Source organism: Caulobacter sp. GW821-FHT09H08 (assembly GCF_059415885.1).
On sequence record NZ_JBWKOC010000003.1, the window covers coordinates 224527 to 248865 of the forward strand.

General features: G+C 68.0%; 22 protein-coding genes. 7 read left to right on the forward strand and 15 right to left on the reverse strand.

Going from position 1 to position 24339, the window contains the following annotated elements; translation table 11 throughout:
• Window positions 1-3: 3 nt before the first annotated feature.
• A complete protein-coding gene (locus tag AC07NN_RS10845; protein WP_494640543.1) occupies window positions 4-972 on the forward strand; it encodes an SDR family NAD(P)-dependent oxidoreductase in 969 nt (322 codons plus the stop codon).
• Here the strand turns inward: AC07NN_RS10845 and AC07NN_RS10850 are convergent.
• The 7 genes from AC07NN_RS10850 to bla all read right to left on the reverse strand — a co-directional run bounded on the left by AC07NN_RS10850 (window position 969) and on the right by bla (window position 9756).
• Window positions 969-1385 (reverse strand): GFA family protein, encoded by a 417-nt coding sequence (locus AC07NN_RS10850; protein WP_494640545.1) that lies wholly within the window; start codon window positions 1383-1385, stop codon window positions 969-971. The genes AC07NN_RS10845 and AC07NN_RS10850 overlap by 4 nt on opposite strands.
• Window positions 1386-1460: 75 nt before the next feature.
• A complete protein-coding gene (locus tag AC07NN_RS10855) occupies window positions 1461-1931 on the reverse strand; it encodes an SRPBCC family protein (RefSeq protein ID WP_494640547.1) in 471 nt (156 codons plus the stop codon).
• Entirely contained in the window at window positions 1928-2257 is a 330-nt protein-coding gene (locus AC07NN_RS10860) for an ArsR/SmtB family transcription factor (RefSeq protein ID WP_494640549.1), read from the reverse strand. The genes AC07NN_RS10855 and AC07NN_RS10860 overlap by 4 nt, the downstream gene beginning before the upstream one ends.
• 114 nt (window positions 2258-2371) lie before the next feature.
• Window positions 2372-4585 carry a hypothetical protein gene (locus tag AC07NN_RS10865; RefSeq protein WP_494640551.1) on the reverse strand — a complete coding sequence of 738 codons (2214 nt, stop codon included), beginning with the start codon at window positions 4583-4585 and terminating at the stop codon, window positions 2372-2374.
• Between the two features lie 71 nt (window positions 4586-4656).
• Complete coding sequence (locus AC07NN_RS10870) at window positions 4657-6912, reverse strand: hypothetical protein (protein WP_494640553.1); 2256 nt, start codon at window positions 6910-6912, stop codon at window positions 4657-4659.
• A gap of 177 nt (window positions 6913-7089) precedes the next feature.
• Window positions 7090-8742 (reverse strand): sensor histidine kinase, encoded by a 1653-nt coding sequence (locus AC07NN_RS10875; RefSeq protein WP_494640555.1) that lies wholly within the window; start codon window positions 8740-8742, stop codon window positions 7090-7092.
• 132 nt (window positions 8743-8874) lie between these two features.
• Window positions 8875-9756, reverse strand: coding sequence for a class A beta-lactamase (gene bla / locus AC07NN_RS10880; RefSeq protein ID WP_494640557.1), 882 nt, complete (start codon window positions 9754-9756; stop codon window positions 8875-8877).
• 98 nt (window positions 9757-9854) lie between these two features.
• Here bla and AC07NN_RS10885 point away from each other — a divergent pair, with 98 nt between their 5' ends.
• Together AC07NN_RS10885 and AC07NN_RS10890 are read left to right on the forward strand one after the other, a co-directional pair.
• Window positions 9855-10724 carry a LysR family transcriptional regulator gene (locus AC07NN_RS10885; protein ID WP_494640559.1) on the forward strand — a complete coding sequence of 290 codons (870 nt, stop codon included), beginning with the start codon at window positions 9855-9857 and terminating at the stop codon, window positions 10722-10724.
• Between the two features lie 188 nt (window positions 10725-10912).
• Window positions 10913-11503 carry an OmpA family protein gene (locus tag AC07NN_RS10890; protein WP_494640561.1) on the forward strand — a complete coding sequence of 197 codons (591 nt, stop codon included), beginning with the start codon at window positions 10913-10915 and terminating at the stop codon, window positions 11501-11503.
• A 126-nt stretch (window positions 11504-11629) separates the two neighbouring features.
• Here AC07NN_RS10890 and AC07NN_RS10895 read toward each other — a convergent pair whose 3' ends face one another.
• Window positions 11630-12427 (reverse strand): SDR family NAD(P)-dependent oxidoreductase, encoded by a 798-nt coding sequence (locus tag AC07NN_RS10895; RefSeq protein WP_494640563.1) that lies wholly within the window; start codon window positions 12425-12427, stop codon window positions 11630-11632.
• 101 nt (window positions 12428-12528) lie between these two features.
• On the opposite strand from AC07NN_RS10895, the gene AC07NN_RS10900 reads away from it, so the two are divergent.
• Together AC07NN_RS10900 and AC07NN_RS10905 are read left to right on the forward strand one after the other, a co-directional pair.
• Entirely contained in the window at window positions 12529-13026 is a 498-nt protein-coding gene (locus AC07NN_RS10900; RefSeq protein ID WP_494640568.1) for a winged helix-turn-helix transcriptional regulator, read from the forward strand.
• 84 nt (window positions 13027-13110) lie between these two features.
• Window positions 13111-14505, forward strand: a complete 1395-nt coding sequence (locus AC07NN_RS10905) for a M28 family peptidase (RefSeq protein ID WP_494640570.1) — start codon at window positions 13111-13113, stop codon at window positions 14503-14505.
• On the opposite strand, the gene AC07NN_RS10910 is transcribed toward AC07NN_RS10905, so the two are convergent.
• Window positions 14506-14775 carry a GNAT family N-acetyltransferase gene (locus AC07NN_RS10910; RefSeq protein WP_494640572.1) on the reverse strand — a complete coding sequence of 90 codons (270 nt, stop codon included), beginning with the start codon at window positions 14773-14775 and terminating at the stop codon, window positions 14506-14508.
• A 193-nt stretch (window positions 14776-14968) separates the two neighbouring features.
• Complete coding sequence (locus AC07NN_RS10915; protein ID WP_494640574.1) at window positions 14969-16153, reverse strand: acetyl-CoA C-acyltransferase; 1185 nt, start codon at window positions 16151-16153, stop codon at window positions 14969-14971.
• 238 nt (window positions 16154-16391) lie between these two features.
• On the opposite strand from AC07NN_RS10915, the gene AC07NN_RS10920 reads away from it, so the two are divergent.
• Both AC07NN_RS10920 and AC07NN_RS10925 read left to right on the forward strand, forming a co-directional pair.
• Entirely contained in the window at window positions 16392-16892 is a 501-nt protein-coding gene (locus tag AC07NN_RS10920) for a winged helix-turn-helix transcriptional regulator (RefSeq protein ID WP_494640576.1), read from the forward strand.
• A gap of 152 nt (window positions 16893-17044) precedes the next feature.
• Window positions 17045-18844, forward strand: a complete 1800-nt coding sequence (locus AC07NN_RS10925; protein WP_494640578.1) for a HAMP domain-containing methyl-accepting chemotaxis protein — start codon at window positions 17045-17047, stop codon at window positions 18842-18844.
• A 105-nt stretch (window positions 18845-18949) separates the two neighbouring features.
• On the opposite strand, the gene AC07NN_RS10930 is transcribed toward AC07NN_RS10925, so the two are convergent.
• The 5 genes from AC07NN_RS10930 to flgK all read right to left on the reverse strand — a co-directional run bounded on the left by AC07NN_RS10930 (window position 18950) and on the right by flgK (window position 23937).
• On the reverse strand, window positions 18950-19099 hold the full coding sequence (locus AC07NN_RS10930; protein WP_494640580.1) for a hypothetical protein: 150 nt from the start codon (window positions 19097-19099) through the stop codon (window positions 18950-18952).
• Window positions 19096-19545, reverse strand: a complete 450-nt coding sequence (locus AC07NN_RS10935) for a DUF4126 domain-containing protein (protein WP_494640582.1) — start codon at window positions 19543-19545, stop codon at window positions 19096-19098. The genes AC07NN_RS10930 and AC07NN_RS10935 overlap by 4 nt, the downstream gene beginning before the upstream one ends.
• A 65-nt stretch (window positions 19546-19610) precedes the next feature.
• Window positions 19611-20831 carry a tRNA 2-thiouridine(34) synthase MnmA gene (mnmA, locus tag AC07NN_RS10940; RefSeq protein WP_494640586.1) on the reverse strand — a complete coding sequence of 407 codons (1221 nt, stop codon included), beginning with the start codon at window positions 20829-20831 and terminating at the stop codon, window positions 19611-19613.
• A gap of 67 nt (window positions 20832-20898) precedes the next feature.
• Window positions 20899-21822, reverse strand: coding sequence for a flagellin (locus AC07NN_RS10945; RefSeq protein WP_494640588.1), 924 nt, complete (start codon window positions 21820-21822; stop codon window positions 20899-20901).
• A 3-nt stretch (window positions 21823-21825) separates the two neighbouring features.
• Window positions 21826-23937 (reverse strand): flagellar hook-associated protein FlgK, encoded by a 2112-nt coding sequence (gene flgK / locus AC07NN_RS10950; protein WP_494640590.1) that lies wholly within the window; start codon window positions 23935-23937, stop codon window positions 21826-21828.
• Window positions 23938-24339 lie beyond the last annotated feature (402 nt).

The following is a 24339-nucleotide window of genomic DNA, read 5'->3' on the forward strand; positions in this document are numbered from 1 at the left end:
GCCATGAGCGAACAATTCGGCGCCAAATCCACCACCGACGACGTCCTGGCCGGCGTCGACCTTACCGGCAAGCGCGTGCTGGTCACCGGCGTTTCGGCCGGCCTGGGCGTCGAGACCGCCCGCGCCCTGGCGGCGCGCGGGGCCAATGTGGTCGGCGCGGCGCGAGACCTGGCCAAGGCCGAGGGCGCGACGACCCTGGTGCGCGTGGCGGCCAAGGCCAGCGGCGGTTCGCTGGAACTGATCGCTCTGGACCTGGCCGATCTCGCCAGCGTCCGCGCGGCCGCCGACGCTTTGGTCGCCGACGGCCGGGCCTTCGATCTGGTCATCGCCAACGCCGGCGTTATGGCCACGCCGCTGGGCAAGACCGTCGACGGCTTCGAGACCCAGTTCGGCACCAATCACCTGGGCCACTTCGTGTTCATCAACCGCATCGCCAGCCTGTTGAAGGCCGGTTCGCGGGTGGTGTCGCTGGCCTCGTCGGGTCACCGCTTCTCGGACGTCAACCTGGACGACCCGAACTTCGAGACCACCGAGTACACGCCGTTCGGCGCCTACGGCCGCTCGAAGACCGCCAACATCCTGTTCGCCGTCGAGTTCGATCGCCGCCACAAAGCGCGCGGCGTGCGCGCGACGGCCGTGCACCCGGGCGGTATCCAGACCGAACTGGGCCGGCACATGACGCCCGAGGCGATGCAGGCCCTGGTTGCTCAGGTCCAGGCCGAAGCCGAGCGGACCGGTGTCCAGGGCTTTGAGTGGAAGACCATCCCGCAAGGCGCCGCGACCAGCGTCTGGGCTGGCGTCGTCGCCCCCGCAGAGGCGGTCGCCGGTCGCTATTGCGAGGACTGCCACGTCGCCGAAACGGTCGAGACCGACTCGATGGTGCGCGCCGACGTGCGTCCCTATGCCTTGGACGCCGCGAACGCCCAGGCCCTGTGGGCTCTGAGCGAACGCCTGGTCGGCGAGACTTTCTAACCCGGCATCCGCTCGAACGTCGTCATGCCTGGGGCCACCGCGTCCCAGGCCTGGCCGCTAGCGGTGAACATCGTCAGTTGCGGACGGTAGCGCTCGGGTTCGTCCAGGCTGCCGGCGTGGATCACGAAGATCTCCGGCATGGTCGGGAAGTTCAGATGGGTCGGTGTCCCGCAGGTCGGGCAGAAGGCGTGGCCCTTCACCGTGCCGAGATCGCCGGTGATCTCCCAGGTCGACGGCGCGCCCGAGACGGTGACCGCCGCGTCCTTGAAGGTGAGGTACGAGCCGTGGCCCGCGCCGCTGCGCTGCTGGCAGTGGCGGCACTGGCAGTCGTTCATGACGATCGGCTCGCCGGCGACGGCATAGCGGATGGCGCCGCAGGCGCAGCCGCCGGTGAAGGGTTTCTGGTCGGACATGGGCATGGGTCTCCCGTGGACCGGCGCGCGTGGCGACGGCCTGGCTTGAGGCGAGTTGTCGGAGAGGCGAGGGGGCTAGTGCTGGGTCTCGTCGCCCAGCAGGCCGTCCAGGCGCTGGACGACGGTCTTCCAGCCGTCGCTCATGTTGCGATAGGCGCTGTCGTTGCGCGGCAGGACGAAGCCGGAGTGGACGAGGCGCACGCGCGTGCCGGCCTCGGTGGGCGACAGGGTCCAGGTGACCACCGTCTCCAGCCGCGAGCCGTAGCCGACATTGGCCGGGTGGCCGCCGGTCCAGGCATAGGCGAAGCGCTGGGTCTCGATCACCTCCAGCACCTGGCAGCGGATGACGCCGTCCCACTCGCCGGCCGGCGTGGTTTTGAACGTGAAGCGCTGGCCCTCGACCGGGGCGAAGTCGGTCGGCGGCATCAGCCAGCGGGCGATCAGGTCGCCGGACGTCAGGGCTTTCCAGACCACCGAAGGCGCGTGCGGGAAGACCTCGTCCAGGACGATGTCGTGGGTGTCTTGCGCGAGGGCCGCGGTGCTCATTGGTCGATGTCCTTGAGAAGGTTGCGCAGGGCGTCGAGGCGGTCGCGCCAGAAGACGCCGTAGAAGCTCATCCAGTCGAACAACGGCGCCAGGCCCTCGGGCTGGGCACGGTAGTAGACCTTGCGGCCCTCGGGGCGCTCGGCGACGAGGCCCGCCAGCTTGAGGGACTTCAGGTGCTGCGAGACCGCGCCCTGGCTGACGCCACTGCCCTCGGTGAGCTCGGCGACGGTGATTTCCTGGGTGCGTGTGATCCGCTCGTAGACGGCCCGCCGCGTCGGGTCGGCGAGGGCGCGCATGACGGTGTCGATGGGGGCGGTGTCGATCATGTGGATCAATTAGCAATGGCTAATTCATTAGTCAATGCTAATGATTTTAGCCAAAGAAAAGGGCGCTCCGGCGAAGGAGCGCCCGTTCACGGCTCGCCCAAGGGAGGGCGAGGTCTACCCGTAGTGGATGTCGTAGCTGCCGGCGCCCGTGCCGACCGTCAGGCCGGTGACGCCGACCAGCTTGACCAGGCCATCCCCGCCGACCGAGATGTCGCCCATGTTCACCCCGACGACGCCGTCCTGGGCGTAGATGTAGGTATCGCCGTTCCAGGTGAAGATCGCGGTGGTGTTGATCGCCGTATGGGCCGAGACGTCGATCACCGCCGCCTGCAGCGAGGTTTTGCCGTCGGCATATTGCTGAACATTGGCGGTCACGGCGTGGATCATGGCGTCCAGCACCAGGTGATCGACACCCTTCTGGAAGCCGATGATCTCGGGCGGCGCGCCCAGGGTGGTCCCGTCCTTGACGTGCAGGTTCGACAGGGTGTTCGTCGAGAACTGCGGCCCGGTGGTCGGGTTCTCCAGGTATTTACCCGCCAGGATCAGGGTGTCGGTCCCGCCGCCCAGATAGATCTTGGTTGGGCTCAGGGTCAGCCAGCCTTGCGTGGCCGCGCCGAAGTTGAGCTTTACCGTGTTGGTCCCGTCGCCCAGGCGCAGCGTGTGCTGATCGACGCTGGAGTCCACCTGGTAGGCGATGGTCAGGTCGCCGGCCTGGGTGGCGTCGATGTTCAGGAACACCGCCAACTGGGCGGTCAGCTTACCGGGGCCGATGATGGTCAGGTTGGGCAGGGCGCCCTTGTAGTTGGGGCCCAGCGCTGAAGAGGTGGACCAGCCGTAGATCCAGCCGGCGGTGCTGTCGCTGTCGACATGTAGGACCAGCGTCCCGTTCGGGTCGTATGGGCCGTCGAACGACGAGAAGTTCTCCATGTAGATCGAGCCGCCAGACGAGGTCTCGGTGGCCAGCGCGCCCTGGAAGTTCTGCAGGTGGACGTCCAGCTTGCGGCCGTCGGCGCGCCCGGTGGTGTAGATGCTGACCGCGTTGGACGTGTCCTTCAGCACCACGATCTCGTTGCCGCGCGCCGAGAGGCTGACCGGGCCGGCATAGTCGGACGCCTTGACGACGTCGTAGATCACCGAGGCGCCGGCGATGGTCGGATTGCCCCCGCCGTGCACATAGACCGTCTGGAAGCCGCTGATCGTCCCTTCGTACGTGCCGCCCGGCTCGACGTGCAGGACGTTGTTCGTGCCCGTGGCCGTCAGGTTGGTCCCGGCGGCCATGCCTTCCTTGAGGGTGACGGTGTTGTTGCCGCCGCCCAGGGTGACGGTTCCGTACTGGGTGGGCACGCCCAGCGTGCCGGTGGTGACGCCCAGGCGACCCAGGACCAGGGTGTTGTTGCCGTCGCCCTCGACGATCTTGCCGTAGATCGTTCCGGTCAGGGTGATCGTGTCGTTACCCGCGCCGCCGTCGATGGTCTGGCTCGCGCCGAGGCCGGCGGTCCCGGTGATGACGTCGTTGCCGGCCGTCGACTTCAGGGCGGTGTTGGCCGAGGTCGGTGACACGGACTGGTCGGCGGTCACCGCGATCGTCGCGCCGGTCGCGCCGGTCGGCTGCGTCCCGTAGCCCGCCAGCAGGCCGCTGCGGAAGCGGGCCACGCCGTCATCGCCGAGGTCGGTCAGGAAGGCGTTGTTGGCCAGGGCATAGCTGCCGATGTTTTCCTTGGCGGCGGCCGAGAGCAGCCAGCCGACCATGGCCGCCTTGGTCCCCTGGCCCTCCAGTCCATCGCCGCCGTACGAGGCGAAGTACTGCTGGCGGGTATAGGTCCCGCCCTTGCCGTCCGGCACCTGGTCGCCCAGCAGCGAGGCGACCTTGGCCGCGTCCGGCGTGATCCCGAAGATCTCGGCATAGGCCTTGGCCACCGCCTGCGACATGGTCAGCGCGCCATAACCGGCCGCGAACGACGCCGCGCCTTCACCGCCCTTGCCCAGGTTGATGGCGAAGTTGATGTAGCGGTTCTCGACGTTGAACGACTGGTAGTAGGCGCTGTTGAGGTTGTTGGCGTTCGAGCCGGTGGTCGAGACCAGATAGTCGAAACCGCCCGCGAACGGCGTGCCGCCCGTGAAGAAGCTGTAGGCCAGGCTGGCGACCGAGGTGGTGTTGATCGCCAGGGCGCGGACCTGGGCCTGGGCGCTGGCCAGGCTGATCGCCCCGCCATCGACCTGGACCGCCAGATTGGCCAGCAAGGTCTGATGCGCCGCCGGGATGTGCGCGAAATCGGATCGCATCACATTGCCGTAGTAGGTCTTCAAGACCAGCTGGGTCGCGGCCATGGCTTACGCTCGCACTGGGTCGGCGACCGTCCCCCCAAAAAAGGAAGAGGAAGCGGCCGCCGATAAGCTGATTATCCGTAGTGAATGTCGAAGGCCCCGGCGCCGGTTCCGACGGAGTAGCCCGTGCCGATCAGCTTGATCAGGCCGTCGCCGTAGTTGGCGCCGTTGTTCATGTTCACCCCGACCAGGCCGTCCTGACTGTAGACGTAGGTGTCGCCGTTCCAGGTGAAGACGGCGGCGGTGTTGGCGGCCGTGTGGGCCGAGACGTCGATGAGCGCAAGCTGCAGCGAAGCCTTGCCGTCGGCGTACTGTTGGACGTTGGCGGTAACGCTGGTGATCACACCGTCCAGCACCAGGTGGTCGACGCCCTTCGAGAAGCCGATGATCTCGGCGGCCGAGCCGATGGTTTCCGAGCCCGCGGCGCCCTTGATGACCAGGTTCGCGAGCTTCCCGCCCGAGAATTGCGGCAACAGGTTGCTGCCCAGCGAGATCGTGTCGACGCCTTGGCCCAGATAGAACTTCGAGGCGTCCGTGGTGCTGCTCGAGGTGGCGGTCGCGAAGACCAGCTTCAGATTGTTGGTCCCGTCGCCCAGTCGGAACGTCGATGCGACCGTGCCGTCGCTTGACATGCCGACCGTGGATTTGCCCACCAGATAGGTCAGGTTCAGGTCGGCCGCCTGGGTCGCATCCACATTGGTGAAGTTGCCGTCGATCTGGGCGGTCAGCTTGCCGGCGCCCAGGATCGTCAGGTTCGAGAGCGCGTATTCCAGCTGGTAGATCACCGAATTGGATGACCAGCCATAGATCAGGCCGGCGGTGCTGTCGGTGTCGACATGCAGATATGCCGTGCCGTTCATCTTGGTCTGATCGGCGCCGGCGCCGACGAAGAACCCGATCGCGCCGCCGTCCACCTTATACAGGCCGAACGATTGCTCGGCTTGGGTCGTCACCGCGCCCTTGAAGTTCTGCAGATGCAGGTGGAGCGTCGCGGCGCCGTTCGCCAGGCCCGCCGTGCTGACGCTGGCGCCGTTCGGCGTGTCCTTCAGGACCACGACCTGACCTTCGCTGACATTGAAGCCAACCCGGCCCGTGTCGGCGGGATTGTCGATGACGCTGTAGTAGGTCGCCGCGCCCGTGACGAGCGGCCCGGAGCCCGACGAGTGGTAGTAGACGGTCTGGAAGCCGCTGACCGTGCCTTGGTAGAACGTGACGTCCGTGGCCCCGGTGCGGTCAATGTGCAGGACGTTGCCGAGACCGGTCGCCGTCAGGCTGGTGCCGGTTTCCATGCTGCCCTTGAGGTAGACGACGTTGTTGTCGCCGGCCAGGGTGACGCTGCCGTACTGGACCGGCACGCCCAGGGTCGGGGTCGTCTTCAGGATGTGGCCCAGGGTTACGGTGTCGCCGCCGTCGCTGGTGACGATCGTCCCGAACGTGCCGCGCGTGACAACGATCGTGTCGCGGCCGGCGCCGGCGTCGATGGTCACGCCGCCGGCGATGTCGCCGGTCACGGTGATGGTGTCGTTGTTGGCGCTGGACTTCAGGGTCACGTCGGTCGCGGTCGGCGAGACCGACTTGTCGCCGGCGACCGTCAGGGTGACGCCGGGCGCGCCGGTGACCGGCGAGCCATAGGCCGCGATCAGGTTCGTGCGGAACGCCGCGACGCCGTCGGCGGCCAGGTCGGCCAGGAAGGCGTTATTGGCCTGGGCGTAGGTCCCGATGTTCTCCTTGGCGGCGGCCGAGAGCAGCCAGCCGACCATGGCGGCCTTGGTGCCCAGGTCGTCGCCGCCGTACGAGGCGAAGTACTGCTGGCGGGTGTAGGTCCCGCCCTTGCCGTCCGGCACCAGGTCACCCAGCAGCGTGTTGACCTTGGCCGCGTCGGGGTTGATCCCGAAGATCTCGAAATAGGCCTTGGCCACCGCCTGGGCCATGCTCAGGCCGCCGTAGTTGGCGTTGAACGCCGCCGCACCCTCGCCGCCCTTGCCCAGGTTGATGGCGAAGTTGATGTAGCGGTTCTCGACGTTGAACGACTGGTAGTAGGCCGAGTTCAGGTTGTTCGGGTTCGAGCCGGTGGTCGACACCAGGTAGTCGAAGCCGCGGCCGAACGGGACCGCGCCCGTGAAGAAGTTGTAGGCAAGGCTGGCCACAGACGTCGTGTCGATCGCCAGCTTCAGCACCTGGGCCTGCGCCGCCGCCAGGGTCAGGCTTCCGCCGTCGACCTGGGTCGAGAGATTGGCCAGCAGCGTCTGGTGCGTCGCCGGGATGTGGGCGAAATCGGCCCGCATCAGGTTGTCGTAATAGGTCTTCAGGGCCTGAAGGGTCGTGGCCATGATACGCGTGCTCCAAATCCCTCGCCTTACCGGCGAAACTCCATCCCCGCGCACCTCCTATATAGAGTTTGCTAAACACCCTCAAGATGAGTTTGCAACCTCCGCGCGTCGGAGGGCGAGAATTACGCTATGAAAATGCGGTGGAGCTTGAAGAAAAAGCGGTGAAGCTTGAGCGGCTTAGACGCCTTGTCGACGTAGGCGCGGGATCGCCAGCGTCTGGGGCGGCGGCTCCAGCTGGCTGGAAACCGGAAACGCCGCTTCGACGATGAAGCGGCTGCCTTCGCCGGGCGTGCTCTCGGCGTCGAGGTCGCCGCCCATCAGCTCGACGATCTGGCGGCTGATGCTGAGGCCCAGGCCCGTGCCGCCTGTGCGGCCCTCGGCGTCGCCCGCCTGTTCGAACGGGCGGAAGATGGCGTCGATGTGGTCCGGCGCGATGCCGACGCCGGTGTCCTCGACCACGAACCGCAGTCGCGCCGTCTCGCCGTCCGTCGCCACGCGGGAGACGCGCAGGGTCACCTGGCCGGCCTCGGTGAACTTGATGGCGTTGCCCAGCAGGTTGATCAGCACCTGGCGCAGGCGCTTCTGGTCGCTGACGATGGCGCGGGGGACCTCGGGCGCGATCTCGATCGCGAAGACCAGGCCCTTTTCGTGCGCGGCCAGGCTGACCATCTCGCCGACCGCCGCGACGCAAGCGTGCAGGTCGAACGGAGCAGGCAGCAGCTCGAACTTGCCGGCCTCGATCTTGGCCACGTCCAGGATGTCGCTGATCATCGCCAGCAGGTGCTCGCCACTGGCCTTGATAGTCCTGGCGGCCTGGCGCTGGCGCGTGTCCAGCGCGGTGCTTTCCAACCAGTAGGCGTAGCCGATGACCGCGTTCAGCGGGGTGCGCAGCTCGTGGCTCATATTGCCGAGGAAGCGCGACTTGGCGGCGCTGGCGGCCTCGGCCTCGCCGTGGGCGACGGCCAGCAGCCGCGCTTCCATCGCTTGGCGACGCTGACGGATCTCGTACTGACTACGGACCTTCAGGAAGCGCTGGACCAGGAAGGCGGCGCTGAGCAGCAGCCACAGGCCCAGGATGATCAGGTAGAACTGCTCCGCCGACAGGTAGTCGCCTTCGAAGACCAGGGCCTCGGCGGTGACCGACATCCGCTCGCCGGCCTTGGCGCCGCTGGTGGTGATGGCGATGGCCGGCACGTGGCGGAAGTCGACGGCGGTCTCCTGGGCCGACAGGCCGTGGGCGTCCACCCACCACTGCTCGGGCGCCAGCTGCTTCAGCGGCAGCCGGACCGTGTTGGCGCCCTGGACGACCGGGAAGTCGGTGGCCAGCGGGATCACCTCGCCCTTGACCCGGTCGCGGATCGCGGCGGCCGGCGCGGCCTTGACCAGCAGGCGCAGGTGGTCGGAGCGGCCGTGATAGGTGAACCGCAGGGTGACCGTCTCGAGGTGCGAGAAGTCCTGGCCCTCGGTCTTGCGACCCAGGTCAAGCTGCAGGCCGTAGCCGCAATAGGGATAGGCCACGCCGCCCTTGATCTCGCAGGACCAGGCCAGCGGCGTCTCGGGATCGGCGGCGATGGTCGAGTGGCCGCCGCTCTCGATGTCGGAGAAAAGATAGGGCTCGAACCGGCCGGACTCTGGAGACAGCAGCAAGGTCTGGCTGGTGATGGCGCTCTTGCCCAGCACGGCGGCGAAGGTGATGGCCACCAGCAGGAAGAGGATCGCCTCGAACCGCAGCTCGGCATAGCTCGGCCAGGACCGGCGACGACGCGGCGCGGCGAGACCCGCGAGCGCGAGCTCCGCCGTGGACGCGCTATGGTCCGGCCTGTTCGCCAATGTCTCTACCCGACCCCTTCTCCCGGAAGCGCTGGGCCTCTCGGGAGTACGCAAGAAATGTCGGCTACCGGATAAAGCGGTCAGGGTTGCCGCCAAGTTTAGCGCTGGGGGCGTGCGACATTCTGCCCCGGCCTAGGCGCCGAACCCCGCCGAGGCGATCGCGCGGCCGACGTCGGCCAGGATGGCGTTGCGGCCGTCGTTGTCGACCTTGGCGCCCGTCAGATAGGTCGCGACCACCACCGGCTTGCGGCCGGGCGGCCAGAGCACGGCGATGTCGTTGGTAGTGTGGCGGCCGTCGCTGCCGGTCTTGTCGCCGACCACCCAGCTCTTGGGCAGGCCCGCGCGCAGGCGGGCGTCGCCGGTTTGGTTGCGGACCAGCCAGTCGACGAAGCGCGTGCGCGACTCCGCCGACAGGGCGTCCCCGACCGCGAGGCTGTGCAAGGTCGTCAGCATGGCGTTGGGGCTGGTGGTGTCGCGCAGGTCGCCGGGCTTGTCGGCGAAGTTCAGCGCGGTCTCGATGCGGTCCAGGCGGGTGACCGTGTCGCCCAGGGCGCGGGCGAAGCGGGTGACGCTGACCGGCCCGTCGACCGCGTCCAGCAGCAGGTTGGCGGCGGCGTTGTCGCTGACCGTCATCACCGCCTCACACAGGGCCCCAACCGTCATGCCGGGGCCGATGTGCTTCTTGGTCTCGGGGGAGTTGGCGACCAGCACTTCGGGACCGTAGGCGATGCGGCGGTCCAGGCGCTCGCGCTTCTGGTCGACGCGGCGCAGGACCAGGCCCGCCAGCACGGCCTTGAAGGTGCTGCACATCAGGAACCGCTCGTCGCCCCGAGCGGCGAAGCGCCGGCCGTCGTGGGTGTCCAGCACCGCCACGCCCAGGCGACCGCCGCAGCGGCGCTCTAATTCGTTAATACGTGAGCTAAGGGCTGTGGGCGGCGTGGCGGCCAGCGAAAGGGCAGGCAGGGCGGCGGGCGCGGCCGCCAGGGCCGTCAGAAGCGTTCTGCGGTCGAGCATTCTTGGGGTCTCCTTGCCCGCGAAACCTGCCGGGGACTGGCCTTGGCCGCAAACGACGATACCTTGGCGGAGCCATTAGCTGAATTTGGGTCTTGTCCATGAGCCGCGCCCAGCTGCCGCTGAACGCCCTGCGCGCCTTCGAGGCCTCGGCCCGGCACCTGTCGTTCACGCGGGCCGCCATCGAGCTGTGCGTGACCCAGGCCGCCGTCAGCCATCAGGTGAAGGGACTGGAAGCGCGTCTGGGCGCGGCGCTGTTCCGCCGTCTGCCGCGCGGCCTGGCCCTGACCGACGAGGGCCTGGCTCTATTGCCGTCGGTGCGGGACTCGTTCGATCGCCTGGGCGACACCCTGGCGCGGTTCGAGGGCGGCCGGGTGCTGGAGGTGCTGAGCGTCGGCGTGGTCGGCACCTTCGCGGTCGGCTGGCTGCTGCCGCGCCTGCCGGCCTTCCGCGAGGCGCATCCGTTCGTCGATCTGCGGCTCTTCACCAACAACAACCGCACCGACCTGGCCGGCGAGGGGCTGGACTGCGCCGTGCGGTTCGGCGACGGCGCCTGGCACGGCACCGAGGCCGCGCCGCTGTTCGAGGCGCCGATGAGCCCGCTGTGCGCGCCGGCCGTGGCCGAGCGGCTGAGCGATCCGACCGCCCTGCTGGCCGAGACCCTGCTGCGCAGCTACCGGGCCGCCGACTGGCCGGACTGGTTCGCCGCCGCCGGCTTGTCGCCGCCGCCCATCCGGGGCCCGGTCTTCGACAGCTCTTGGGTCATGGTCGAGGCGGCCCTCCAGGGCGTCGGCGTGGCCCTGGCGCCGCCGATGATGTTCGAGCGCGATCTACAGCAGGGAAGACTTGTCAGGCCCTTCGCGACAGAGGTCAGCGCGGGGCGTTACTGGCTGACCTGGCTGAAGTCCAAGACGCCGAATCCGGCGCTACGCGCCTTCAAAACCTGGCTTTCAGAGGCTTCCGAGCGATAAAAAAACTTCGGAACCAAATTGATTTCGATGCGTATGCGCGCGGTATAAATGTGTTGAATATCAAAGGTATGGGTGGGCTTCGAAGGGTCTAAATCGCGCCTATCTTTGGCCAAGTTTGACTTGACGAAATGCAGTTGCGAGCGTTGCAGGACGCATCGCATCCCCTACTACGGACGAGACACACCACAATGATATCCACCACCAAGACCATGATGGTCGCCGCCGCTCTGGTCATGGGCGGCCTGTCGGTCTCCGGCTGCGCGACCAAGGACTTCGTCAGGAAGTCGGTTGCGCCGGTCGAGGCCCGGGTCGGCGATAACGAATCCAAGCTCGGCGCCCAACAGGCTCAGCTCGGCGAACTCGACAAGACGGCCCGCGACGCTCTCGAGCGTGCGACCGCCGCTGGCAAGCTGGCCGAAGGCAAGTTCCAGTACGCCCTGGTCCTCAGCGACGACTCCGTGAAGTTCCCGGTCAACGCCGCGACCCTCTCGCCGGAAGCCGAGCAACGCCTCTCGGAGTTCACCGAGAAGCTCAAGGCCGACAACAAGAACGTCTATCTCGAGATCCAGGGCCACACCGACAATTCGGGCGCCCCGGCTTTCAACAACGAGCTGGGCGAGAAGCGCGCCGAAACCGTGCGCAAGTTCCTCAGCATGCACGGCGTGGCCCTGAACCGCATGGCCACGATCTCGTACGGCGAAGACGCCCCCGTGGCGCCGAATGACACGCGCGAAGGCCGGGCTCAGAACCGCCGCGTCGTCGTCATGGTCCTCAGCTAGTTTCGCGTTCCAGGTGGACTTCCGGGCGGCATCAACCCGGAAGAACCATCAGGGCGGACTCGCCGGCGTGGGAGTGAGCGCCTCGCCGGCGAGCTTTCCGCTCTTCAGTAAAAGCGTCCAGTAAGCTTATGCGGCCTTGAACCTGTCAGCCGGGAACCGGCGCGACAGGTTCGGGGCCAGCTTGCCGCGCGCGGCCTGATAGGCGTCCCAGTCGGCCGCATCGGGCAGCGACGGGATCGTCACCAGTTCCCCTTGATCGAAGCCCGAGAGGGCCGCGTCGACCAGGTCGTCGACGTCCATCACCATGTTCGGATCCAGGGCGTTGATGTCGTGGCCGGCCCGCTCCCAGATCTCCGTGCGCGTGGCGCCGGGCAGCACGGCCTGCAGGCGCACGCCGGCGGGCAGTTCCTCGCGCAGGGCCTGGGTCAGATACAGCACGAAGGCCTTGGTTGCGCCGTACACCGGCGAGCGGAACTCGGGCAGCAGGCCCACCACCGAGGCCAGGTTGATGATCGTCCCACGCTCGCGCGGCGCGAAGGCCGAGGCGGCGGCCTGGGCCAGGCGGGTGACAGCCGTGACGTTCAGCTGGATCAGGCGGTCGATCGCATCGCGGTCGCTGGTGGCGAAGCCGGTCTCGCCCGCCGCGCCGGCGTTGTTGACCAGGATGTCGATGGCCGGGTCGCTCGCCAGGCGCTCTTCCAGCGCCACCAGGTCGGCTTTGTTGGTCAGGTCGGTCTTGATCACCTCGACCTTCACGCCGGTCTCGGCGCACAGGCGTTCGGCCAGGGCGTTCAGCCGGGCCTCGTCGCGGGCCGCCAGGATCAGGTCATGGCCGCGCTTGGCCAGGCGATCGGCATAGACCGCGCCGATGCCGGTGGAAGCGCCGGTGATCAGGGCCACGCCCTTGGCGTTCTTCTCGCTCATGGTGGTATTCCTCGTATCCCTCGCCGAGGCCCCTGCGGTCCGGCTTTCCACCTAGCTGGGAAGTAACTTGCAAATCGCAAGTAACTCGCCAAATTATTCTCATGAGCAAGCCCGAACGCCCACCCACCCAATGTCCTGTCGGCCGCACGCTGGAGCGGGTGGGTGACGGCTGGACCTTCCTGATCCTGCGCGACGCCAGCCACGGGCTGACCCGCTTCGACCAGTTCGAGAAGAGCCTGGGCGTGGCGCCCAACATCCTGACCAAGCGCCTGGCGGCTCTGGTCGAGAATGGACTTCTGGAAAAGCGCGCCTACAGCACGCGGCCGCCGCGCTACGAGTATGTGCTGACCGACCTGGGCCGCGACTTCGGCGGGGTGCTGACGGCGATGCTGGCCTTCGGCAATCGCCACTTCGCGCCGGAGGGGGCGGCGGGGCAACTGGTGGATCGCGAGACGGGCAAGGTCGCCGAGCCGATCCTGGTCGACCGGGTCAGCGGCAAGCCGATCACCGAAGCCGGCTTCGCCTATGCGCCTGGGCCGATGGCGGGGCCGGAGGTGCTGAACCGGGTGGCGTTCATCGCCGAGCGGGCCAAGGGCTGATCCGCAGGCGGAAAATGGCTTGCGCGGGGTGAGCGTGACCTGAAACCTGCGCGCCTTGGATTTTCCGTGCTGTCCGGAGCCTGAATGCGCCTGTCCCTAGCCCTCCTCGCCAGTCTCGCGGCGGCCAGCGTCGCCCACGCCGAAGCTCCCGCGCCCTCGACCGACCAGCCGCTGCTGCGGACCATCGCCGCCGATGTCGATCCCAAGGCGCTGGAGAGCACGATCCGCTCGCTCGTCGGCTTCGGCACCCGCCATACCCTGTCGGACACCAAGTCGGACACGCGCGGCATCGGCGCGGCCCGTCGCTGGACCAAGGCGCGCTTCGAGGCGATCTCCAAGGACTGCGGCGGCTGCCTGACCATCGAGACGCCATCGCAGGTGGTCACCGGCCGCCGCGTGCCCAACCCGACCGAGGTCATGGACGTCCTGGCCATCCAGAAGGGCACGAGCGATCCGAACCGGGTGATCATCATCGCCGGCCACATCGACAGCCGCGTCACCGACGTCATGGACTTCACCAGCGACGCGCCGGGCGCCAATGACGACGGCTCGGGCACGGCGGCGGTGATCGAGGCCGCGCGGGTGCTCTCCAAGCACAAGTTCGCGGCCACCCTGGTGTTCGCGGTGCTGTCAGGCGAGGAGCAGGGCCTGCTGGGCGGCAAGGTGCTGGCCGACTACGCCAAGGCCAATGGCTGGAGGGTCGAGGCCGACCTCAACAACGACATCGTCGGCAACAGCCGGGGGATCAGCGGCCTGATCGACAACACCCACGTGCGCATCTTCTCGGAGGGCACCAAGGCGGTCGAGACGCCCGAGCAGGCCAATGGCCGCCGCTACAATGGCGGTGAGGTCGACAGCCCCTCGCGCAACCTGGCCCGCTACATGGACGTGCTGGCCGACCGCTACCTGACCAATTTCGACGTGAAGATGGTCTACCGCACCGACCGCTTCGGACGCGGGGGCGACCAGGTGCCGCTGCTGGAAGCCGGCTTCCCGGCGGTGCGGGTCACCGAGGCCGTCGAGAACTACGACCACCAGCACCAGAACCTGCGAACCGAGAACGGCAAGGTCTACGGCGACACCATCGAGGGGGTGGACTTCACCTACCTGGCCCAGGTCACGCGCCTGAACCTCGTCACCATGGCGACCCTGGCCTCGGCGCCGAAGCCGCCGTCCGACGTCAAGATCGCCGGCGCGGTCGGCGCGGACACCAAGGTCTCGTGGGCGCCGACGCCGGGCGCGGCAGGCCACCGCGTCTGGTGGCGCGGGACCACCGAGCCGAACTGGACGTTCAGCCGCTGGGTTCCGCAAGGCGAGACCGTGACGTTGAAGGACGTGGTGATCGACGACTACTTCTTCGGCGTCTCGTCGATCACCGCCGATGGCTGGGAAAGCCCGGTGGTGTTCCCGGGGCCGAACGGCGCCTTCGAGAACCTGGCGCCCCCGCCGGTTCCGGCGGCTCCGGCCGCGCCGAAGTAACTAGGCGATCAGGTCCGGATCGTTCCGCCGGAGCCAGGCGGCGGCGTAGGAGCAGAGCGGGGTGATCCGCATGCCCTCGGCGCGCGCCGTCTCGGCCACCTTGCTCATCAGCCGTCCGGCGGCGCCGGTGCCACGCAGGGCCATGTCGGCCTCGACGTGCGGGATCACCAGGCGGTGCCCGGCGCGCTGGTAGTCGGCCACGGCCAGCAGGCCATCGACCTCCAGCTCGTAGCGGCTGTGTTCGGGGTTGTGGCGGAAGGTGTCGGTCATGGGGAGGGAACGCGCCTTCAAGGCAAGGGATGCCGATGAGGTGGTCGTTCGGGGCAAGTAGGGCAAGGCCCCGCAAAGCTTGTCATCCCGGGCGAAGCGTAGCGTAGACCCGGGACCGCTACAGGCTCAGAGCTTCCGGCGGTCCCGGCTCGGCGCGCTTCGCGCTTGGCCGGGATGACAGGAGCGTTGAGCTCTAGACCAGCTCGATCGCCATCGCGGTGGCTTCGCCGCCGCCGATGCACAAGGACGCAAGGCCCCTCTTGCCGCCACGCGCCTGCAGCGCCGAGATCAGGGTGCACAGGATCCGCGCGCCCGAGGCGCCGATCGGGTGGCCCAGGGCGCAGGCGCCGCCGTTGACGTTCAGCTTGTCGGGATCGATGCCCAGGTCCTTCTGGGCGATCATGGCGACCACGGCGAAGGCTTCGTTGACCTCGAACAGGTCGACGTCCGAAACCTCCCAGCCGGCCTTCCTCAGCGCCTTGCGCATGGCCGGCACGGGGGCGGTGGTGAAGAGGCCCGGCTCGTGGGCGTGGGCGGCGTGGCCGACCACCTTGGCGACGATGGGCAGGCCCAGGGCCTTGGCGACGCTCTCGCGGGTCATGACCAGGGCGGCGGCGCCGTCGCTGATCGAGGAGCTGTTGGCCGCCGTGATGCCGCCGTCGCGGCTGAAGGCCGGGCGCAGGGTCGGGATCTTGGCCGGATCGGCCTTCAGCGGCTGCTCGTCGGTGTCGACAACCTCGGTCCCCTTGCGCGAGACGACCGTCACCGGGGTGATCTCGGCCTTGAAGGCGCCGCTCTCGATGGCGTGTTTGGCCTTGGCCAGGCCGCGCGTGGCGTAGTCGTCCATGGCCTCGCGGGTGAACTGGTATTCGGCCGCCGTGTCCTCGGCGAACGCGCCCATCAGCTTGCCGGGCGTGTAGGCGTCCTCCAGGCCGTCCAGGTACATGGAGTCCCACATCTGGTCGTGGCCGATGCGGGCGCCAGCGCGGTGCTTGGACATCAGGTAGGGCGCGCCCGTCATGCTCTCCATGCCGCCGGCGACCACGACGTCGACCGAGCCGGCCGCGAGGGCGTCGTGAGCCATGATCGCGGCCTGCATGCCGCTGCCGCACATCTTGTTGACGGTGGTGGCCTCGACCGAGAGCGGCAGGCCCGCGCCCAGCGCCGCCTGGCGGGCCGGAGCCTGGCCAAGCCCGGCCGGCAGCACGCAGCCCATGATGATCTGCTCGACCTTGTCGCCCGCCACACCGGCCCGCTCGATGGCCGCCTTGACCGCCGCCGCGCCCAGGTCGGTCGCCTTCACCCCGCCCAGAGCGCCCTGGAAGCCGCCCATCGGCGTGCGGGCATAGGAAACGATGACGACGGGATCAGCGGACATGGATTGGGCTCCCAGGACAGATTTTGAGGTGAGATAAGCCTTCATCGTCTCGCCATGCGCAAGAGGCTTGCGAGAATGTGATGAGAGAGGGGCGAGGCGTCGCCAACGGGGGATCGTGGGCTCGCCTCGCCAGTTTGCAATAACCGAGAGAGTCAATTGCGAATAAAAACCTACTATGGTTCATCTTCAAACGCAACGGTCTCTTGCTTTCCCTCGCGGAACGCCGCACCTTCGCGAAATGGGCCGCACCGCTGACTATACGAACGAACGTTGCTCGGTCGCCGCCACCCTCGAAGTCGTGGGTGATCCGTGGACCTTGCTGATCCTGCGAGACGCCTTCGCGGGGGTGAAGCGCTTCGAGCAATGGCAGGAGCGTCTGGGCGTGGCCCGCAACGTCCTGGCCGCGCGGCTGAAGACCCTGGTCGGTCACGGGGTCATGGAGACCCGTCGTTACTCCGAGCGCCCGCCGCGTCACGAATACTGGTTGACCCAGAAGGGCTTGGCCCTGTCGCCGGTGCTGCTGACCATGGCCGAATGGGGGGATCGTCACGTCTACGGGCGCGACAAGTCGCCTGTCCTGTTCCGCCACAAGACCTGTGGCTGCGCCTTCCATCCGGTGCTGGCCTGCGAGGAATGCGGCGAGGTCGTGCAGCGCCGCGACCTGGAGCGGGCGTTGCAGGATGAGCCCGTGCCCACGGTCGGCGAGGCCCTGGAAGCGGCCCGTATCGCCGCCGAATAGCGCCTGGAGCGTCGGAAACCGGCACCCAACTTGGGTAGCGAGCCCATGGTTGCGACACTTTGGCGCGAGCCCGGGTAAGGACCTGGAAAGCCGCATGCGCGCGTGATGGGGACGAAAAGCGGCCCTCCCAGCCGTCCTGTCCAGGCGTTCCCATGTTCCTCAAAGACCTGAAGATCTCGCGCAAGCTGATGGCGACCTTCGCCGTGTTGATCGCCGTGTCGGTAATCAGCGACGGCCTCGTGTTCCTGAAGCTGGACCAGATCCATGACGCCGCCCAGAAGAACGACAAGACCTACGACCTGTCGCTGGATGTCGAGGCCATCACCCAGGGCCTGGTCGAGCAGCAGAACGCCATAAGAGGTTACGTCATCGCCGATGACGCCTCGCACCTGGAAGCCTACGAGAAGCACGTCCAGGCGGTAGACAAGGCCCTGGACCGGTTCATCGCCGACACCTCCAGCGTCCGTCAGCGCGAGCGCGCCAAGAAACTGGAAGGGATGGTCGACGCCTGGCGACGCGACTACGCCGACCGTCCGCTGGAACTGGCCAAGCAGGGCAAACACGACGAGGCCGTCGCGCTGATGGGGCAGAACACGCTGCACGAGATGCAGGGCTCGCTGAGCGAGATCGCCGAGGCCCAGCACCTGCTGCAGGACGAGCGGATGGAGTCGCAATCCAGCGCCATCCTGATGGGCAAGGTCTATCTGGTCGGCAGCGCCGTCCTGGCCGTGGTCCTGGCCGCCGCCCTGGCCCTGGCCCTGACCCGCCTGGTGGCCGGTCCGGTCAGCGCCATGACCGCCGTCATGCGTAAGCTGGCCGCCGGCGACAACGGCGTCGCCATTCCGGGCGTCGGCCGCAAGGACGAGATCGGCGAGATGGCCGGCGCGGTGCAGTCGTTCAAGGACGCCGCGATCGAGAAGCTGCGGCTGGAAGGCATGACCGAGGAGCAGCGCCGCGCCGCCGAGGCCGAACGCGCCCGCGTCGAGGCCGCCAAGGCCCTGGCCCAGAAAGAGCAGGCCCTGGTCGTCAGCTCGATCGCCGAGGGCCTGGAGAAGCTGTCGACCGGCGACCTGGTGTTCCGCCTGAAGACGCCCTTCGCCCACGACTACGAAAAGCTGCGCGAGGACTTCAACCGCGCCGTCGAGACCCTGCAGTCGACCATGTCGGTCCTCTCCGATTCCAGTCGCGGCATCCGGGCGGGCACCGACGAGATCAGTCAGGCCTCCAGCGAACTGTCGCGCCGCACCGAGAACCAGGCCGCCAGCCTGGAGGAAGCCGCCGCGGCGCTGGATCAGATCACCGCGACCGTCCGCAAGACCGCCGAGGGCGCCAACCATGCCCACGACATCGTCGGCCAGGCCCGCAACGACGCCGAAAGCTCGCGCCGCGTGGTGGCCGACGCCGTCTCGGCCATGAGCGAGATCGAGGCCTCGTCGCGCGAGATCAACCAGATCATCGGGGTGATCGACGAGATCGCCTTCCAGACCAACCTGTTGGCCCTGAACGCGGGCGTCGAAGCGGCTCGGGCCGGCGAAAGCGGCAAGGGCTTTGCCGTCGTGGCCCAGGAAGTCCGCGCCCTGGCCCAGCGCTCGGCCGAGGCGGCCAAGGACATCAAGCGCCTGATCAACGCCTCGGGCGGCCAGGTCGGGCGCGGTGTCGCGCTGGTCGGCGAGACCGGCGAGGCCCTGACGCGGATCGTCGAGCGGGTCAGTCAGATCAGCGGCGTGGTCGCCACCATCGCCGCGGCCGCCAAGGAGCAGTCCACGGGCCTCGTGGAGGTCAACACCGCCGTGAACCAGATGGACCAGATGACCCAGCAGAACGCCGCCATGGTCGAGGAATCGACCGCGGCCGCCCACGGCCTGGCGCGCGAGACGGCGGAACTCTTCCGCCTGATGACGCGATTCAAGGTCGAGGACGGCGTGGCGGTTCGTCCGGGACGGGCGGCTTAAGGCGGCGGGGCCGACCTCGTCCTTCGACCAGTTCAGGATGAGGACTACTTTTCACGCCAGATCCGTAGAAACCTCACCCTGGGCTGGTCGAAGGACGAGGTTTCGCTAGTCCGCTACCCCGCCGCGCAACGGATCCTCCCCGTCCAGGTCTTCGATGTGCTGCCGCTGGCGCCGAACGCCGTCTGCCGTGGTGTCCGCCTCCGGGGAAGGCGTCATCTCCGGCTCCACGGGCTCCTTGTCCTTGCGTTCCATCATCGCAAGGCTCGCGTGACCAGTTGGGCCGCGCCGACGGTGAGGGCGTCCTCGACCAAGCCGCTCGGGGTCTGGCCGAAACGGCGCAGGGCCTTCATGCGAAGATGGAAGGTCACGTATGCCGCCGCCACCGCAGCGCCGGCCGCGACCGCGCCGCCCAGCAGCATCTGCTTGCGCGGCGCCAGGGCGGCGCCGGCCAGGCCCGCGGTGATGATGCGCGCGGCGATGCCCAGCGGCACGATCCGGTCCGGCGCGGAGGGCAGCTTGTCGCCCCACAGCTCGCCGGCCGCCAGGGCCTTGGAGCCCGCCGCCGCCCAAGGATGGGCCAGAAGGCGCGCCGCCCGGTTATCGTGCGACAGATGGCCGGCGTGAGCGGCCTCGCTGACGGCCGCCAACGGCGTCATGGAACGGGAGCCGGCCGAAAGGCCGATGAGCAGGGACTGGAGCATGCGGGCGTTTCCGTGTTCGGGGTCTCAGAGAGAACCCCGTCCGGACCGCTTCGATCCCCTGGGTGTCAGGTCTGGGCCAGGTCCATCGTTCGGGTCGTGCCGGCGATGAAACCGCCGCCCAGCACCCGCTCGGGATCGGCCGGATCGTAGAGCACGCAGGCCTGGCCCGGAGCCACCCCTTCCTCGGCGCCGTCGAACACGACCGCGATCTGGCCATCCCGCACCGCCAGATGGCCGGCGACGGGTTCACGGGTGGAGCGGACGCGGGCCAGCACGGGCTGGCCGTCCTCGGCGGCGGCTTCCAGGCTGTCCTGGCCGCCCAGCCAGCTGCCTTCTTTCAGCGTCAGGGACGCGGTCAGCAGCGCCTCGCGCGGGCCGACGATGACCTGGCGCTTGTCGGCGTCGATCTTGACCACGAACAGCGGGTCGCCGACGGCGATGTTCAGGCCCCGGCGCTGGCCGATCGTGTAGCGGGTCACGCCCTCGTGGCGGCCCAGCACGCGGCCGTCCAGGTGCACGACATCGCCCGCTTCGGCGCCTTGCGGACGGATGCGGTCGATGACGGTGGTGTACTTGCCCTCGGGCACGAAGCAGATGTCCTGGCTGTCGGGCTTGTCGGCGATCGACAGGCCCAGGCCGAAGGCGACGGCGCGCACGGTCGGCTTGTCCATCCCGCCCAGCGGGAAGCGCAGGAAGTCCAGCTGGTCGCGGGTGGTGGCGAACAGGAAGTAGCTCTGGTCCTTGGCCGGGTCGGCGGCGCGGCGCAGTTGCGGGCGATTGCCGCCACCCGCGAAGGCGCGCTGCACATAGTGCCCGGTCGCCATGGCGTCGGCGCCCAGGTCGCGGGCCACGTCCAGCAGGTCGCGGAACTTAACGGTCTGGTTGCAGCGCACGCACGGGATCGGCGTTTCGCCGCGCAGATAGGCGTCGGCGAAGTCCTCGATGACCTGCTCGCGGAAGCGGCTTTCGTAGTCCAGCACATAGTGCGGGATGCCGATGCGCTCGGCGGCCATGCGGGCGTCCAGGATGTCCTGGCCGGCGCAGCAGGCGCCCTTCTTGGTGATCGCCGCGCCGTGATCGTAGAGCTGCAAGGTCACGCCGACCACGTCATAGCCGGCGCGGGCCAGCAAGGCGGCGGTGACGGTGGAATCCACGCCGCCGGACATGGCCGCGACGATCCGCGCGCCCTCCGGCAGACCGACGGCCGCGCGCACCTGTTCGACGGCGCGCGCGATGAGGGCGTCGGCGTCGTTCGTGGCGGCAGGGGTCAGCAGGTCGGCGTTCATCCGCCGCCATATAGCGGCTGAAGCTCGGTTTTGCGAGGTCGCGGCGGAGCGGCGCTCTGCCGCTCCCCTACTTCAGCACGTTCAGCAGCGACGATTGCTGCAGGCTGGTGAACACCTGGGCCGAGGCCTGGACGGCCAGCTTGGCGGATTCCAGGCGGGTCACGGCGTCGGCCATGTCGACGTCGGTGATGCCGCCGACCATGACCGTCAGGGTGTCGGCCTGGTTCGACAGGTCGGTCTCGGCGCTCTCGAAGCGCTTCTGGGTGACGCCGTTCTTGCCCTGGGTGTCGACCACGCCCTTGTAGGCCGCGTCGAAGGTCGGCAGCAGGCCCTTCAGGAAGCTGACCTGGGTGTCGTCGAGCTTGCCGGTGAACGGGCCGTTGGCGTCGATATAGGCCTGCACCTGCTTGAACGCGTCGAACACGTCCGTGCCCAGGGCGTCGCCCAGCACGCCGGTTTTGGCGTTGGTCTGCTCGTCGATGCGGTTGGTGGTGATGTACTGGTCGTTCTGGAACAGCGAGGCGGTCGACGGCGCGGCCGTCAGGTCGGCCATGCTGGTCGCCGTCGTGGTCGGCGTATCGGTCCTGGCGCCCGAGAAGACGTAGAGCCCGTTGTTCTTGGTGTTCACGCCCTGGACGACCTCGCCGAAATTGGCCGTGAGCTGCTGCATCAGGGTCGTGGCGTTGCCGGCGGCCAGGGCGTTGGCGATGGCGTCGCGGGCGTCCTTGGTCGCGTCGGCGACGCGGCCTATGCCGGTGTCCTGCATCTCCAGGCGGTTGGTCACCAGCTTGGTCTGGTCGAGCAGGCCGTTGATCCGCGTCTGGGTGCCGCGCATGGCGGTCAGCACCTCGGCGTTCTTGGCGTAACCCTTGAAGTCCGTCGCCACCTTCTGGCTTGAGACCTGAGCGCCGACCTCGTTCTGCCGGATCTGCGCCGACATGAGGTTGGACGTCATGATGTTGTAGTTCTGGACGGTCGAGACGCGGGTCATGGCTTACCCCATAATTCCGACGAGCACGTCGAACATGTCCTTGGTCGCCTGGATCAGGCGGGCCGAGGCGTTGAAGGCTTGTTGGTAGGTGGTCAGGTTGATCAGTTCTTCGTCGAGGTTCACGCCCTCTTCGGACTGACGTTGGGCGCTGACTTCGCTGGTCACCGCTTCGGCGGCGTCCTTGCGGCTTTCAGCGGTGTTGGCCTTGCGGCCGATCGAGCCGCCAAAGTCGGAGGCGTAGCGCGAAATGCTCATGCTGACGGCCGAGGCGTCGCCGGCGGCCGAGAAGCTGGTGGTGTTCTCGCTGGCCTTGGCCAGGGCCAGGGCGCCGCGACCGTCGCCGATGGCCAGCGCCGGCAGGCCGCCGACCGTCTGGGCCAGGTCCAGCTTGGCGAAGGGCAGCAGCTTGGGGTCCTGGTCCATCGCCTTGTTGACGAAGAACTTCTCGCCGCGGGTGCTGCGCTCGGCCGGGCCGATGCCGAAGAGTTGGCTGGCCGAGGGGCCGCCGACGCCGCGTTCGGTGGTGTCGGCCACGACCGACATGGTCACCGGCGTGGTGCTGTTCGACGCGAAGCTGATCTGGCCCTTGCCGTTCATCGAGAACTGGCCGTAGAGGCCAACGCCCGAGGCGCGCGAGTTCAGGGCGTCCAGCATGTCCTGCATGTTGCCGCCCACCGGCGGGGTCACGAGAATGTCGCGGATCCGGCCGCCTTCGACGTCGGTCAGGCGGATGGTCATGGCGCCGGACGTGAAGCCGTTGGGATCGCCCGGCTGCAGGCCCGTCTCGTAGGGCGAGAAGCCGTTCGTGCGGACGATGTCGTTCAGGCCGAAATAGTGGCTGAAGCCCTTGCCGGCCTTGATCGACGGCGTGGTCGCGTCGTCCTGGATGGCCACGCCCAGGCCGCCGCTGCCGGTCAGGGTCAGGGCGCCGGTCGAGTAGCCGGCCGTGCCTTGGCCGCCGAGGGCGGTGTTCAGCTTGGAGACGAAGTCGGCCGGGCTGAAGGTCGGGCCCGCGGCGCCGTTGACGGACATGGTCCCGGTGTCGAAGTCGATGTCGATCCGCCGCTGGATGACGCCGCTGCTGTCGGTCAGGGCGATGGTCGTCTTGCCGGTAAAGCCGGTGACCGCCGCTTCCGAGTCCAGGCCGGTGTTGCGGCCCGTCATGATGGAAGGCGCGGGCACCGAGGAGGCGGCGTTGGCGGCCCGGTTGATCTCCTCGGCCGCGCGGGTCGTGAACTCGCCCAGCTGGTCGGACAGGTTGACCAGCTCGATGTTGCGCACATCCAGCAGGCCCTTGATCTCGCCGCTGGAGATGTTCAGCGGCGTGGGCATCACCGAACCATTGGCCAGCTGCACGGTCAGATAGCCCGTGGCGGTCGGCGAGGTCTGGTAGGTGACCCGGGCCGCGCCATCGCCGGCCAGGTTCAGGCCTTCGGTCGAGCGCACGACCACGCCGCCCATGGTGCGCGGCGAGATCTGGACGTTCATGAGCTTGGAGAGCTCGTCGACCAGGCCGCTCTGGACGTTCTCGGCGCCCGTGGCGTCGGCCCCAGCCACGCGGGCGCGGGTGATATCGGTGTTCAGGCCGTCGATCTGGCTGAGCAGGTCGTTGACGCGCTCGACATCGGCCGAGATCCGGGTGTCGGCGTCCTTGCCCAGCTTGGACAGCGACGAGGTGATCCGGCTCGACTCGCTGAGGAAGTCGTCCATGCGCGTGAGCGCCTGGGTGCGCAGCAGAACGGAGGACGGATCGTCCTGGGCCGAGGAGAAGGCCGCGAAGACGTCGTCGAGGGTCGAGAAGAAGCTGGTCTCGCCGCTGGGGTCGCCGAACAGCTGCTGGGCGCTGTTCAGGGTGCTGGCGACGACCGAAGCCGCCCCGCTGTCCGAAGAGGCGTTCAGGGTGGCCGACTGCAGGAAGCGGTCGGTGGCGCGCTTGATGGCGTCGATATTGACGCCGACGCCCATGCCGCCGGACAGCAGGTTCGACTGGGCGATCGTCTTGCGGACGTAGCCCTTGGTGTTGACGTTGGCGATGTTGTCCGACGTGACGCGCAGACCCGTCTGCGCGGCCATCATGCCGGACGTCGCCGTGTTCATGATCGCGTTCAGCGACATGCGGAGACTCCTTCTAGCTCGGCAAACCGCGCAACGCACAGCGCGCCCTTGCCCGGCGAAACTTGCCGAGCGGGGGAGGAGGTCACGCCCCGGATATGAGCCAAGCCATTGAAATTCATGGCGATATGTTCCGACGGTCGGAAATTCGACAACTGACCATGCGCAAGGACGGCGCCAACTGGCCCAGGGGCGCCCTTGCGACGCGCCGACGCGGCAACTCACGTCCTTAACGACCGGAAGGACTCGGCAAAAAGCGCCGCACAAGGCCGATTTTTCTTCGTAAACAAGCCATTAAAATCAATGAAAACAAATGGTTGCTGCGAATTTCCGAGTTGGCCCGACCGTTGCTCTAGGAAGACCCGACCAGGGCGCATTCGTCATGAAGCGCCGCATCAACCGAGC

Excerpts from the sequence above, each read along its gene's own strand:
- AC07NN_RS10905 (WP_494640570.1), top strand. The coding sequence starts at position 13,111 with ATGCGCCTGTCCCTAGCCCTCCTCGCCAGTCTCGCGGCGGCCAGCGTC.
- AC07NN_RS10945 (WP_494640588.1), bottom strand. The coding sequence starts at position 21,822 with ATGACCCGCGTCTCGACCGTCCAGAACTACAACATCATGACGTCCAAC.
- mnmA (WP_494640586.1), bottom strand. The coding sequence starts at position 20,831 with ATGAACGCCGACCTGCTGACCCCTGCCGCCACGAACGACGCCGACGCC.
- AC07NN_RS10925 (WP_494640578.1), top strand. The coding sequence starts at position 17,045 with ATGTTCCTCAAAGACCTGAAGATCTCGCGCAAGCTGATGGCGACCTTC.
- AC07NN_RS10895 (WP_494640563.1), bottom strand. The coding sequence starts at position 12,427 with ATGAGCGAGAAGAACGCCAAGGGCGTGGCCCTGATCACCGGCGCTTCC.
- AC07NN_RS10890 (WP_494640561.1), top strand. The coding sequence starts at position 10,913 with ATGATATCCACCACCAAGACCATGATGGTCGCCGCCGCTCTGGTCATG.
- AC07NN_RS10870 (WP_494640553.1), bottom strand. The coding sequence starts at position 6,912 with ATGGCCACGACCCTTCAGGCCCTGAAGACCTATTACGACAACCTGATG.
- AC07NN_RS10910 (WP_494640572.1), bottom strand. The coding sequence starts at position 14,775 with ATGACCGACACCTTCCGCCACAACCCCGAACACAGCCGCTACGAGCTG.
- AC07NN_RS10915 (WP_494640574.1), bottom strand. The coding sequence starts at position 16,153 with ATGTCCGCTGATCCCGTCGTCATCGTTTCCTATGCCCGCACGCCGATG.
- AC07NN_RS10850 (WP_494640545.1), bottom strand. The coding sequence starts at position 1,385 with ATGTCCGACCAGAAACCCTTCACCGGCGGCTGCGCCTGCGGCGCCATC.
- AC07NN_RS10860 (WP_494640549.1), bottom strand. The coding sequence starts at position 2,257 with ATGATCGACACCGCCCCCATCGACACCGTCATGCGCGCCCTCGCCGAC.
- AC07NN_RS10900 (WP_494640568.1), top strand. The coding sequence starts at position 12,529 with ATGAGCAAGCCCGAACGCCCACCCACCCAATGTCCTGTCGGCCGCACG.
- flgK (WP_494640590.1), bottom strand. The coding sequence starts at position 23,937 with ATGTCGCTGAACGCGATCATGAACACGGCGACGTCCGGCATGATGGCC.
- AC07NN_RS10865 (WP_494640551.1), bottom strand. The coding sequence starts at position 4,585 with ATGGCCGCGACCCAGCTGGTCTTGAAGACCTACTACGGCAATGTGATG.
- AC07NN_RS10885 (WP_494640559.1), top strand. The coding sequence starts at position 9,855 with ATGAGCCGCGCCCAGCTGCCGCTGAACGCCCTGCGCGCCTTCGAGGCC.
- bla (WP_494640557.1), bottom strand. The coding sequence starts at position 9,756 with ATGCTCGACCGCAGAACGCTTCTGACGGCCCTGGCGGCCGCGCCCGCC.
- AC07NN_RS10920 (WP_494640576.1), top strand. The coding sequence starts at position 16,392 with ATGGGCCGCACCGCTGACTATACGAACGAACGTTGCTCGGTCGCCGCC.
- AC07NN_RS10845 (WP_494640543.1), top strand. The coding sequence starts at position 4 with ATGAGCGAACAATTCGGCGCCAAATCCACCACCGACGACGTCCTGGCC.
- AC07NN_RS10935 (WP_494640582.1), bottom strand. The coding sequence starts at position 19,545 with ATGCTCCAGTCCCTGCTCATCGGCCTTTCGGCCGGCTCCCGTTCCATG.
- AC07NN_RS10930 (WP_494640580.1), bottom strand. The coding sequence starts at position 19,099 with ATGATGGAACGCAAGGACAAGGAGCCCGTGGAGCCGGAGATGACGCCT.
- AC07NN_RS10855 (WP_494640547.1), bottom strand. The coding sequence starts at position 1,931 with ATGAGCACCGCGGCCCTCGCGCAAGACACCCACGACATCGTCCTGGAC.